The organism is Pseudobutyrivibrio sp. OR37, from assembly GCF_900113655.1.
Classification (GTDB): domain Bacteria; phylum Bacillota; class Clostridia; order Lachnospirales; family Lachnospiraceae; genus Pseudobutyrivibrio.
This window is the reverse complement of record NZ_FOQF01000011.1, coordinates 1-12195: the sequence shown is the minus strand read 5'-3', so window position 1 is coordinate 12195 and position 12195 is coordinate 1. Positions and strand designations below refer to the sequence as shown.

At 39.9% G+C, this 12195-nt stretch carries 10 protein-coding genes and 1 pseudogene; 6 read left to right on the top strand and 5 right to left on the bottom strand.

Annotation, left to right across the window (positions count from 1 at the left end; translation table 11 throughout):
• Positions 1 to 30: 30 nt before the first annotated feature.
• From panD to BM097_RS07090, 4 genes are read right to left on the bottom strand one after another with little or no spacing between them, the layout of a single operon-like run.
• Positions 31 to 420, bottom strand: a complete 390-nt coding sequence (panD, locus tag BM097_RS07105) for an aspartate 1-decarboxylase (RefSeq protein ID WP_028241878.1) — start codon at positions 418 to 420, stop codon at positions 31 to 33.
• 26 nt (positions 421 to 446) lie between these two features.
• Complete coding sequence (gene panC, locus BM097_RS07100; RefSeq protein WP_090547392.1) at positions 447 to 1292, bottom strand: pantoate--beta-alanine ligase; 846 nt, start codon at positions 1290 to 1292, stop codon at positions 447 to 449.
• A 9-nt stretch (positions 1293 to 1301) separates the two neighbouring features.
• Complete coding sequence (panB, locus tag BM097_RS07095; protein ID WP_090547389.1) at positions 1302 to 2186, bottom strand: 3-methyl-2-oxobutanoate hydroxymethyltransferase; 885 nt, start codon at positions 2184 to 2186, stop codon at positions 1302 to 1304.
• An 18-nt stretch (positions 2187 to 2204) separates the two neighbouring features.
• Positions 2205 to 3065, bottom strand: a complete 861-nt coding sequence (locus BM097_RS07090; RefSeq protein WP_304442196.1) for a Rossmann-like and DUF2520 domain-containing protein — start codon at positions 3063 to 3065, stop codon at positions 2205 to 2207.
• A 698-nt stretch (positions 3066 to 3763) separates the two neighbouring features.
• Between BM097_RS07090 and BM097_RS07085 the strand changes: the two genes are divergently transcribed.
• The 6 genes from BM097_RS07085 to BM097_RS07060 all read left to right on the top strand — a co-directional run bounded on the left by BM097_RS07085 (position 3764) and on the right by BM097_RS07060 (position 11849).
• Complete coding sequence (locus BM097_RS07085) at positions 3764 to 5419, top strand: hypothetical protein (RefSeq protein ID WP_090547384.1); 1656 nt, start codon at positions 3764 to 3766, stop codon at positions 5417 to 5419.
• Between the two features lie 13 nt (positions 5420 to 5432).
• Positions 5433 to 7907 (top strand): endonuclease MutS2, encoded by a 2475-nt coding sequence (locus BM097_RS07080; protein ID WP_090547382.1) that lies wholly within the window; start codon positions 5433 to 5435, stop codon positions 7905 to 7907.
• A 15-nt stretch (positions 7908 to 7922) separates the two neighbouring features.
• A complete protein-coding gene (locus BM097_RS07075; RefSeq protein WP_090547380.1) occupies positions 7923 to 9446 on the top strand; it encodes an MBOAT family O-acyltransferase in 1524 nt (507 codons plus the stop codon).
• Positions 9447 to 9616: 170 nt separating this feature from the next.
• On the top strand, positions 9617 to 10096 hold the full coding sequence (locus tag BM097_RS07070; RefSeq protein WP_090547378.1) for a DUF2975 domain-containing protein: 480 nt from the start codon (positions 9617 to 9619) through the stop codon (positions 10094 to 10096).
• An 11-nt stretch (positions 10097 to 10107) separates the two neighbouring features.
• Positions 10108 to 10332: a helix-turn-helix domain-containing protein gene (locus BM097_RS07065; protein ID WP_090547376.1), complete on the top strand. Its 225-nt coding sequence runs from the start codon at positions 10108 to 10110 to the stop codon at positions 10330 to 10332.
• Positions 10333 to 10334: 2 nt separating this feature from the next.
• Positions 10335 to 11849, top strand: coding sequence for a DUF4153 domain-containing protein (locus tag BM097_RS07060; protein WP_090547374.1), 1515 nt, complete (start codon positions 10335 to 10337; stop codon positions 11847 to 11849).
• A gap of 147 nt (positions 11850 to 11996) precedes the next feature.
• Here BM097_RS07060 and BM097_RS16495 read toward each other — a convergent pair.
• Positions 11997 to 12195, bottom strand: a pseudogene (locus BM097_RS16495) (IS110 family transposase); the annotation flags it as partial.

Here is a 12195-nt window from a genome sequence, read left to right as displayed (position 1 = left end):
CGTAACCAGGTGGCTTTTTATTTAGTGCTTTTACATATCCTCTAATCTTCCATGTTTTTCATAGCATGTAACGCGGCTGATTCCGTTTTTGTCATCCACGAACACTACGTTAGGCTTGTGGTCTGCAGCTTCCTTGGAATCAATGCTGCAATAGCACATGATAATTACATGGTCGTTTACCTGAACGCAACGGGCTGCGGCACCGTTAAGGCAAATCATTCCGCTACCACGCTCACCAGCGATGGTGTAAGTCTCGAAGCGGTTTCCGTTTTCCACATCAACAATCTGTACCTGCTCGTACTCTAAAATACCAGCAGCATCTAATAAATCCTCATCAATTGTGATGCTTCCAACATAGTCTAAAGCAGCCTGGGTAACGGTTGCTCTGTGAATCTTTCCTTTAAGCATTGTTAAATTCATAATATCCTCATTTCTAATACACTAGCTTATTCAACAATAAAATTATCAATCAATCTAACCTTCTCATCCATGTAAACAGCAACGGCTGTAAGGATAGGTCCATCGATTGTATCCACCTTCTGAAGCTCGTTCCAGTCAACGATTTCCACATAATCAACACGGCAGATTGGCTCTGATTCGATGATAGATCTAACAGTATCCTTTACCTTGTTAGCATCCTTCTCGCCAGAGCGAACCATTTCCTCACCCTTGGTAAGAGCCTGATGAATAATAAGAGCTTTCTTGCGCTCATCATCGTTTAAGTATGTGTTACGTGAGCTCTTTGCAAGGCCGTCCTCCTCGCGGATGATAGGGCAACCAACGATTTCAATGTTGAAATTAAGGTCGCGAACCATACGCTTTACGATGGCAAGCTGCTGAGCATCCTTCTCACCAAAGTAAGCCTTATCAGCCTCTGTGATGTTGAAAAGCTTGCTAACAACAGTGCAAACACCGTTGAAGTGGATAGGACGGCTCTTGCCGCAAAGCTCTGTGGATAAAGTATCCACACCAACGTAAGAATGGAAACCATCAAGATACATCTCGCTTGGTTCAGGATGAAAAATCAAATCAGCTCCCAGACCTTCGCAAAGCTTGCAATCTGCCTCAAAATCTCTAGGGTAAGTGGCAAGGTCTTCCTTAGGTCCAAACTGAATTGGATTTACAAAATCTGAAACGATAACTTTGTCGCACTCCCTGCGAGCACGCTCAATAAGGCTTGCGTGCCCTTCATGTAAATATCCCATGGTTGGAACAAGACCGATTGTAAGACCAGCCTTTTTCCATTCCCTAACGTTGGCTTTTACTTCATCAATTTTTGTTGCTCTTATCATAATATCTCCTTATGCTAAAACCTTGTTTGAATCAATGTTTACTGTAAATTCTTTTGTATTAATCTGCTTTTCAACTTCAGCAATTACCTCTGAATCGATTGCGAAATTGTGCTCTGCAGCAGGGAAAGCCTGTGACTTAACCTCAGCATCATAAGCCTTAAATGCGTTTTTCATTTCCTCACCGATATTTGCAAAATGCTTTACGAACTTTGGCTTGAAGCCAGAGAACATGCCGAGCATATCCTGATATACAAGAACCTGACCATCGCAGTTATTACCAGCACCGATGCCGATTGTAGGAATTGAAAGCTCCTTAGTAATAAGAGTTGCAAGCTCCTCTGGAACACACTCAAGTGTAACCATGAATGCGCCGGCAGCCTCAACAGCTTTTGCATCTTCTACAATCTGAAGAGCGCGCTCGATGTTCTTACCCTGCACCTTGAATCCACCAAATGCATTGATAGACTGAGGTGTAAGACCGATGTGTGCAACTACAGGTATATCAGCCTTTGTAATAGCCTTAATCTGCTCAACAACTGTTGCGCCACCCTCAAGCTTAACAGCCTGTGCGTGACCTTCCTTAATAAGTCGGCCTGCATTTCTTACAGCGTCCTCTACGCTAGTCTGGTAAGACATGAAAGGCATATCTGCTACAAGGAATGTATCCTTAAGTCCGCGAGATACAGAAGCGCAGTGATGAATGATGTCATCAACTGTTACAGGAAGTGTGTCGCTGTAGCCCATCATTGTCATGCCAAGTGAATCGCCGATGAGGATAGCGTTGATGCCAGCCTCCTCCATAAGGCATGCTGTTGTGTAATCGTAGCATGTAAGCATGCTGATTTTTTCGCCCTTAGCCTTCATAGCCTGAAGGGTAGTTACTGTGTTTTTCATAAATTATTCGTCCTCCATTTACGAGTTTAATAATTGCTCCAAAGCTTCATAGTTTACGGAAGGATGCTTATCCTTTGCAATCTCACAGGTCTTTTTTGAAAGAACCCTGTAGATTTCCCTATCAATTCCTTCAAAGGTGTCTAAATGCTTTTTAACGGTTCCAACATCATTTCGTTCAATTGGACCTGTCAAAGCCGCCTTAGTTCCTACAGAAAGAACCTTGTTCACATTGCCTAATAAAAGTGGTGCGATGGCATCAGCCAACTGTTCCTCTGAAAATCCGCATATACGAAGTTCATCCTCCGCAGCCTGAATAAGGGCCACAACTAGGTTTGAACAAAGTACAGCTGCACCGTGATATCTGGTTTTTACATCTGCGCTTATACGAGCAGATTGCAAATCGCTTGCCGTAAGCAATGCTTCAATATCACCTATGTGATTTGCATCTCCTTCGATTGTAAATAAAGCCTTTGGAAGCTCCTGGTATGAAATGTATCTATCTGATACCGCCAGTAATGGATGGACCGAGAAACCGTAAGCGCCAGTTTCTTTTATATCCCTAAAGATTTCTGAAGATAAAGAACCGCTGCAATGACATATCATTTTTCCAGCAATTGACATGTGTTTAAGCTGCTCCCAAACCGCAGTAATAGCGTCGTCAGGAACGGTGATAAACACTGTATCACTATCTTGAATTAAGTCTTCTAAATTTTGAAAATATGTTGAGTTGGTAAATTCAGCTGCAGATTCCGCAGATGATGAAGAACGGCTATAATAGCCTGTGAGATTATGCTGGGTCTCGGCAAAAAGCTTTCCTAAGGAACAGCCCACCTTTCCAGCGCCTATAAATCCAACCTTCATTGGCAACACCTCCTTTATGGGGGTGATACAGTCTCGTTCAAAATGATACGAGCATGCCGTGCGGGTTCTACTATTTTAAAACTTAGAAATTAAAGGGTATAGTTTCTTTCGAATACCATCCGCTGCTCAATATACCATTTGTGTGGAGTAATGTAAATATATATGGTGTTCAAAAATTTTTGTATATAGAATTATACAATTATGAAACTGCTATAGAGGCATAGATAGTAGTGTTTTTTGACCTGGCTACTACCTGTGTCAGAAAATAATTTATAGATAGTAATCAATTTTAATGAGATTACTATCTGAAAAGAAAAAGAGAATATAGGTAGTAAAGAATCAGCTATCAATTACTACCTACAGAGAAAAATATCTCGCAGATAGTAATGCAATGGCTTCTAATTACTATCTATAGCGAAAAAATTATTATAGATAGTAAAGCTATGAATGTTGACTACTATCTGAAGGCAAAAACACATCGTAGGTAGTAAACAAAATGAGAATGACTACTGCCTAGATAGAAAAAAGTATCGCAGATAGTAGTAACGAGCAACCAGCGGCTGACATGAATGAAATATGATGGGTATTTCAAGTTAAGCACTCTGGATTACTAATATTTCGCTTGTGTTAGCCCCCGTATACCTTATAATTATAAAGGATTGATAGAAAGATTCGAAAGGCTTACGTGGCCTATAGATAAAGGGAATAAAAATAAAATGAAAAAACTAATAGTAGTGCTTCTGGTTGGCCTGCTGGCGATTGGTGGAGCTTATTATGGAAAAGAAGCATATGAGAAATACAGTAAGGAAGCTCTATATCAAGAGGCCTTAAAAAGAACTGTCGATGCAGATGAAATAGAGGCTTCCAAGGATGCTGTTGATTTGTCATGGGATGAGTGCAAGGAATTTACAGAGCTTTTGGATTCAGATGAATATAACGGCTTTTACCGAGTAACATTTGATAAGCCAAAGGACATAGATTGGAATGAAGTGTTAGCCGATGGGGCTGGAATTCCAAGGGAGAAGATAACAAAAAAGGATAAAAAATTCTATTTAGATGATGATAGATCTTATAATTCACTGGATTATGAGCTGATAGCCATTTCAGGAGCTAGTATAAAAGATTATATATATAAGCACACAGGCACTAGCATCGATTTAAAAGATGACCTCCTGTGGGTCTATAATAAAGATAAGGATTTTTATTATAAGGAATTAGATTATTTACAGTATAAACCATGCACCTGCGTTTCCGGAGTGAAATTAAAAGACACCTATGTGTTAGAGGTCGCTAGTGACAAAAGAGATATTACAGAACCTAATAAGAAAATGGTTTTGGTAAAGACTGAAAATGGCTATGTAGTTAAGTTAAGCGTAAACATGTGGGAAGTTGGAAATGATAAGAAGCTTACATTTGATGTTGATATTCCACAGCTTTCAGCAGATGCCAGGTTAGTTACCTATCAAAGTGATGATGCTCATTTTGACGATGGTAACTCTGCAAGGATTGCCATTATCGGTGATAATCAGTTGGTGGATTTTGTTAATCTATACGCTTCAGAGGATGATGATATCATTGATATTAGAAAAATCACCCATATTGAAGTTTGCGATTTGAACTGTGATGGCGTGAATGATTTAATTGCCATTGGATATGATAACCATTCCATATTAAAAACAATAATATTTACAACTGAGAAGAAATATGATGATACCTATGGTCTATTTACATCTAGTGATTTATCATTTTCACTTAGTAATGAATTAGCGGATAATCTCACAATAGATACTGTAAAAGAAGCTATTATTGGCACCGAAAGAAAAGCAAACCATAATTGGCAGGAGGCCTACAAACAGTTCCTAAAAGTAGAAGGCTCCGATTATGGTGAAACCTATGCACTAGCCTATATTGACGGTGACGATATCCCAGAGCTGATAAAAAATGCAACAGGAAGCATAAACATATACACGTTCAAGGATGGCTTGGTTACTCCTATTGCAATTGAGTTAGACTATTATGTTACTGGTGAAGAGCCTTATCAGTATTCGCCAAAAAATAATTGGATAAAGCTGCATGATGAAGAAAGTGGTTCAGATTACTATACAAACCAAACTCTCTATTATTCTATAAAAAAGAATAAACTTGAAAGAATATATTGCTTATCCTATGATTATGATAATACAGCTGATGAGGACAATGAGGCAGAAGAGAACTCTCTTATTGCCACAGTTAAGCCAACCGATTACACTAAAAATATCCCTGATGAAGAAGTAATGTCTTTAATAGAAGATATAGAAGAAAATGAATTTGTTGATTTAGTTGGAAAGTATACGGCTAATGAGCTGATTCAGTTGATTTCAAACAAGTATTAATTGAGGAAATAAGATGAATTTAAAAGTATTAAAAACACTAGAATATGACAAGATTATAAATAGGCTTGCAGAGCTTGCTACCTGTGAGTCTGGTAAGAAGCGCTGCTTGGAGCTTCTTCCAATAAACAACATAGAAGATATTAAGGTGATGCAGCAGGAGACTGCCTGTGCCTTTAATCGCCTTATTAAGTTTTCAGATGTAAGCGCCAGCGGCACTACAGATTTACGTCCTAGCCTTGCACGTCTTGAGCTTGGTTCAACATTATCCATCGAGGAGATTCTTGCGGTAGCAAATGTGCTAGAGGTTACAAAGCGAGTAAGCGCTTATGGCAAGCAGATGGAAGAGGAGGATGCTCTTAGCTTCTACTTCAATGGACTTTCGCCAGAGGTAGCCATCTTGAACGAAATCAGACGTTGCATCATTGACGAGGAGACTATCGCAGATGATGCCAGCACTGCCCTTTACGATATCCGTATGGGTATGAAGCGCACCAATGACAAGATTAAAAGTGTCATGAATTCCATGCTTAATAACAGCACTACAAGAGGCTATCTTCAGGAGCCTGTAGTAACAGTCCGCGGCGGAAGATTCTGTCTGCCAGTTCGTTCTGATTACAAATCAAGAGTGCCTGGTATGGTTCACGACCAGTCATCAACAGGAAGCACATTCTTTATCGAGCCTATGCAGGCAGTGGATTTGAATAACGAACTGAGAGAGCTTCAGGTTAGAGAGCAGGATGAGATTGCCCGAATCCTTGCAAACATTTCTAACAGAATCGCAGAAAGCTCAGAAGGCATTATTCGCAATTTCGAATTGCTTACAGAAATAGATTTTATCCTTGCAAAGGGTAGATTTGCCATCGAATTAAACGCTAGCAACCCAGAGTTTAACGAGGATGGTATCATTAATCTTCGCGGCGCCCGCCATCCACTTCTTGATCCAAAGAAGGTAGTGGCAACAGATATTAAGCTTGGCGAGGATTACAATCTTCTGCTTGTAACAGGTCCAAACACAGGTGGTAAGACAGTATCACTTAAGACCTGCGGCTTGCTTACGCTTATGGCCCAGGCGGGACTTCACATTCCTGCAAAGGACCGTAGCCAGATAGCAGTATTTGACGATGTTTATGCAGATATAGGTGACGAGCAGTCTATCGAGCAGTCACTATCCACATTCTCATCTCACATGGTGAACATTGTCCACATTTTAGAGGCAATAAACAGTGGAAACTACAGCCATGAAACCGAGGAGCTTGTGGAAAAGAACGCAAAAGATTTTGTTCATTCCAAGGTATTGCATGGAACCAACGAGCCTAATAAGGTTCCACAGTTCTTAATCCTTATAGATGAGCTTTGCGCCGGAACAGATCCAAAGGAAGGTGCAGCACTTGCCCAGTCTATCCTTGATAGACTTCACACATTAGATGTGCGCACAATGGCAACCACTCACTACAGCGAGCTGAAGGTGTACGCTCTTTCAACAGATGGAGTTGAGAACGCATCCTGCGAATTCTCACTTGAGACACTCAGCCCTACATACCATTTGATTATCGGTGTGCCAGGAAAGTCTAACGCTTTTGCTATTTCATCAAAGCTTGGTATTCCAACAGATTTAATAGAGGATGCAAAGGGACGTCTTTCAGAAAACGATAAATCCTTCGAGGATTTGATGGTAGACCTTGAGCAAAAGCGCCATCAGGTTGAAAAGGATGCAGCAGAGGCTGCGGCAGCACTTAAGGAAGCTGAGGCTAAGCTTGCAAATGCCACAGCAAAAGAAGAAAAGATTAAATCGCAACGTGAGGAGCTTATCCGTCAGGCTCATGAGGATGCAGCAGCTATCCTTCAGGAGGCAAAGGATATTGCTGACGAAACAATCCGTGACTTTAATAAATTCGGCAAGGGCGGCGGAAATATTTCTGCTATGGAAGCAAAGCGTGCCGCACTTGGTAAGGGCGTAAACAAGGCCAAGAGCAAGGCCAAGGAAAAGGTTGAGGTTCAGGAAAACACAAACGTACCTACAGATTTACATGTGGGCGACAAGGTTAAGGTGCTTTCAATGAATCTTACTGGTAACGTATGCTCTAAGCCAAACGCCAAGGGCGATGTAACAGTACAGATGGGTATCATGAAATCCACTGTTAACATCAAGGATTTGGTGCTCATCGAAGAGGAAGACAAGTTCGTTCCAAAGAAGGGCACACGTGTTAAGAACATGACTTACGGCGGCTTCAACAAATCAGCATCTATCTCACCAGAAATCAATCTTTTGGGATGCACTGTTGACGAGGGAATCGCCAAGCTTGAAAAGTATTTGGATGACGCTTACATCAGCCACCTTACATCTGTAAGGGTTGTTCACGGTAAGGGAACAGGCGCACTTCGCGCAGGTGTGCAGCAGTATCTTCGCAAGTGTAAGAACGTTGCCGATTTCCATTTAGGCGAATTTGGCGAAGGCGATGCCGGCGTTACAATAGTCACATTCAAATAATAGTAGAGGATAACTATGTTATTTAATTCGTATATATTTATATTTTGCTTTTTACCAATCTGTATAGTTGGATATTTCCTGTTGAACAAAACAGGAAACTATCGATTGGGACATGGCTTTTTGCTGGGCATGTCGCTATGGTTTTACGGATACTTTAATCCAAGCTATCTGTTGATTATCGTGTCATCGGTCATCATTAACTATCTGATTTACAAGTGGATGAAGACCTTACAGCACAAAACCTTGCTTGAGGCCACCACGGAAAATCCTGAGCTTGATATCCTGCCAGTTTCATCTGTAGGTAGATTGAAATGCAGCAAGCCAGTGATGATTCTTGGAGTAGCTATTAACCTTGGAATAATCTTCTATTTCAAGTACATGGATTTCTTCATTGAAAACGTAAATACGATAGCAAAAACTGACTGGCCACTTATGCATATAGTATTGCCACTTGGAATCAGCTTTTTTACCTTCCAGCAGATATCCTTCATTGTGGATACCTACAGAGGAGAGGTGCCGGATTATGGTTTCCTTACCTATGCCTGCTATGTGACATTTTTCCCACAACTGGTGGCAGGTCCTATCGTTACCCATGATGAATTGATTCCACAGCTTAAGGATGTTAAGAAGAAATCTATCAACTGGGATAATATGGCAAAGGGCTTTTACATGTTTGCTATGGGTCTAGGCAAAAAGGTGCTGTTAGCAGATGTGTTTGGCGTGGCAGTAAATTGGGGCTTTGAGGATGTTCCATCACTTAAGGCTACCAACGCAATTCTTGTGATGATTGCATATTATTTTCAGCTGTATTTTGATTTCAGCGGATATTGTGATATGGCCATGGGACTTGGCAAGATGCTCAATATCGATTTGCCAGTGAATTTTGACAGTCCATACAAATGCTTTAACATTGCTGATTTTTGGAACAGATGGCATGTGACCTTAGGTCGATTCTTTACCAGATATGTGTATATTCCACTTGGTGGAAATCGTAAGGGAAAGGTAAAAACCTATGTTAATATTTTCATAGTATTTTTACTTAGTGGATTTTGGCACGGTGCTGCATGGACATTTGTAATTTGGTCGGTGCTCAATGGTATTTTTGTAATTATCACTAGAATGTTTAAAAAGAAATTTGATGACATGCACCCAGCTCTTGGTTGGATGATTACACAGGCATTTTTCGCAGTGTCATTAGTATTCTTTAGAGCTAACACAATCGGTGATGCAATAGAATTTATCAAGCAGATTATGTATGTGGATTTCACCAACATCGATGTGCACATACTTTATGCCTTCCAGACACCGGCACTTAAGTATTTCCTAGATGGTACTGCAGTGACGAATTCTCTTCCATTTATTTATGTAGGAATGTATTATTTCCTGGCGTTGTTTATAGTGCTAGGTTTCCGTAACTCACATCAGCTGATGGCTTCATTCAAGCCATCCGTTAAAAACATGCTGTGGACAGCGGTGCTAATAGCAGCCAGTGTGATGTCATTTTCTGGTATCAGCACATTTTTATATTTCAATTTCTAGAAATTGCATATTGAGTAATACGAACAGGAGATTCAGAAATGAGTCTCCTGTTTTTTACGTTCAACGAATAATTTTTATCGTAAAACGATAAATTATTATTGCAATTAGATACAGAAAGTGTTATACCATAGATATGGAACTTAGAGTATTAATAAAGTGAGGAAATGATTATGGAATTAAAAGCTTTGGAAAAATGGTTAAAGGTAATATTGATTGGAGTGGCTATATGTGGATTGGTATTATACTTTGTGCTTTTTCCAGCATTAGGTGAAAGCATTGTATATAATAATCCGGAATTTAGTTATTGCTATTGGCCATGGCTAATCTTTCTATGGGTTAGCGGAATCCCATGCTACGCGGTGCTTGTAATTGGCTGGATGATCGCTACTAACATAGGCAATAACAAATCCTTTTCACTAGCGAATGTAGAGCATTTTAAGCGAATATCATGGGTTGCCGCAGGAGATACAGCATATTTCTTCATTGGAAATGTGGTACTGCTATTTCTTAACATGAGCCATCCGGGGATTACACTTTGTTCATTAATGGTAGTTTTTATTGGAGTATCTATTACAGTTGCATCGGCGGTATTATCCAGATTGGTGAAAAACGCAGCAGAACTTCAGGAAGAAAGTGACTTAACTATTTAAGAGGTGGAAGTATGGAAGGTGAAATTGTTTTTAACATAGATGTAATGCTTGCCAAAAGAAAGATGTCTGTTACAGAACTGGCAGAAAAGGTTGGAATCACCGTAGCCAATATGTCGGTTTTAAAAACAGGCAAGGCAAAGGCCTTAAAGGTGTCAACTCTTGCGAAGCTTTGTGAAGCGCTTCAATGTCAGCCAGGAGATATACTTGAATATGTAGAAAAAGCGGAGGAAGAATAGTTATGGATAACGCAGTTACTGAAAATAAATTAGCAGAAGTAGTTGAAAAGGAAAACAAACTAAATGGAGATGCAGTTGCTTTCAAAAAATACGGTCTTGTAGCATTAATATTTGCTATCGTATATACGATATGTTTATACAGCAATAGAACATCAATAACATACCCAATCTTTATGGCAATAACACTGGGATTAATTGCCCTTGTTAGAAAGAGTGATAATCTAACATTTCTAAAGGATAGAAATGGAAAGGTGGGGCTTAATCTTTTCTATGTAATATCGCTGATGTTACTGGCTGTTTCAAAGTGCATGTTTACAAGCCATAGCGTGCAGAACCTAAGTAGTCTTGCAATAGTGCTATTATTTATGTCATTTATCATGCAGCTATATGCTGATACCACAGGCTGGGATATTGCTGGCTGGATTTGTGGAATATTTTTTACAATAGTTCGCCCGATAGAATATTTCCCTTGGCCATTTAGAGATTTTGCTGTATGGGTTAAAGATAAGGGTAGTGAAACCAGCAAGGAGAGAAAGAGCGCTCTTATGGCTGTCGGTCTTGGAATTATCATTGCAATTCCACTTCTTGCAGTGGTAATTAGCCTTCTTATATCAGCTGATGCAGTGTTCAGCAGAGTGTTAGAAAAGGCCTTTAGTGAGATACATCTTCCAGATAATATTTGGGATATTGTTGGAATCGCATGGACATTATTTGCAGCATTTGTATGCGCATACACCATACCTTATTCGCTCAATAAGAAAAATATAAATATCAGCCCAGCAAAGCAGGGAAATAACAATCCATTAATAGCTATTACATTTACTATTTTGCTTGGAATAGTATATTTATTCTTCTGCTTGATTCAGGTACTTTTCCTGTTCACAGACAGCATGAAGCTTCCAACTGGCTACACATACGCAGAGTACGCTCACGAAGGCTTCTATCAGTTACTTGCAGTCTGCATGATTAATGTTGCACTTGTTTTGGTGTGCTCACGTGCATTTGCCAAGAATAAATTACTTACAGTTATTCTTTCAGTAATAGGAGCTTGTACATACATCATGGTAGCATCCTCTGCCATGAGAATGATTCTTTACATCCAGGCATTTCAGCTTACCTTCTTAAGAGTTTTTGTACTATGGTTCTTATGCGTACTTAGTCTCTGGTTGGCATTTTTGATTGTATCTATGTACAAATCAACCTTCCCAGTGTTCAAGGCTGCCATGGTCACAATCACTGTTGCCTACATCATATTTGCATTTGCAAATCCTGATTACCAAATCGCAAAATATGATTTAGCTCACGTGGAAGCTTATGTAGACGAATCCGAAAATGTAGCTGAATACATTACTGGAAACCTTTCACCAGATGCAGCCCCTGCACTAAAAGGTAACAAGAAGCTACTGAAGGATTTGGAAGAAGAGGTGCGCTACACCTATCCAAAGGAAAACTATGAGGGAATAAGAAAGTTCAACATTTCTTACGCCCGCGCCAAGGCATTGTTTGAGGAAAATTAATAAATAGTCTAGCGGTGATATGTCAAGATGAAAAATCTTGAAAAGTCCCTTTCTTTTTGGTTATTTTTCAAAAAAGAAAGAACGACCGCCTAAGCCCTGCCGTACTGTTTCAAAAAAACAGGGCGTTAACTCCTAAAGTAGTATTTACTACTTTGAAACAGGAGCTTTGTATAGCTGATTAGTCTTCAGCATACTGTAGACCAATCTAGCAAATTTACGGGCAGTAAGTGCGAGTGCGCGTTTGTGCTGGTTCCTGTTGACTTCTTTGTATTTGATGTCATAGAAGCGCTTGTATTCTGTGTCGCAACACACGTGAGACCAAGCTCCTTCACACAGGTAGTATTTT

Bases quoted from the DNA above. Each gene is read 5' to 3' on its own strand.
- panD (WP_028241878.1), bottom strand. From the start codon at position 420: ATGAATTTAACAATGCTTAAAGGAAAGATTCACAGAGCAACCGTTACC.
- panC (WP_090547392.1), bottom strand. From the start codon at position 1,292: ATGATAAGAGCAACAAAAATTGATGAAGTAAAAGCCAACGTTAGGGAA.
- panB (WP_090547389.1), bottom strand. From the start codon at position 2,186: ATGAAAAACACAGTAACTACCCTTCAGGCTATGAAGGCTAAGGGCGAA.
- BM097_RS07085 (WP_090547384.1), top strand. From the start codon at position 3,764: ATGAAAAAACTAATAGTAGTGCTTCTGGTTGGCCTGCTGGCGATTGGT.
- BM097_RS07080 (WP_090547382.1), top strand. From the start codon at position 5,433: ATGAATTTAAAAGTATTAAAAACACTAGAATATGACAAGATTATAAAT.
- BM097_RS07075 (WP_090547380.1), top strand. From the start codon at position 7,923: ATGTTATTTAATTCGTATATATTTATATTTTGCTTTTTACCAATCTGT.
- BM097_RS07070 (WP_090547378.1), top strand. From the start codon at position 9,617: ATGGAATTAAAAGCTTTGGAAAAATGGTTAAAGGTAATATTGATTGGA.
- BM097_RS07065 (WP_090547376.1), top strand. From the start codon at position 10,108: ATGGAAGGTGAAATTGTTTTTAACATAGATGTAATGCTTGCCAAAAGA.
- BM097_RS07060 (WP_090547374.1), top strand. From the start codon at position 10,335: ATGGATAACGCAGTTACTGAAAATAAATTAGCAGAAGTAGTTGAAAAG.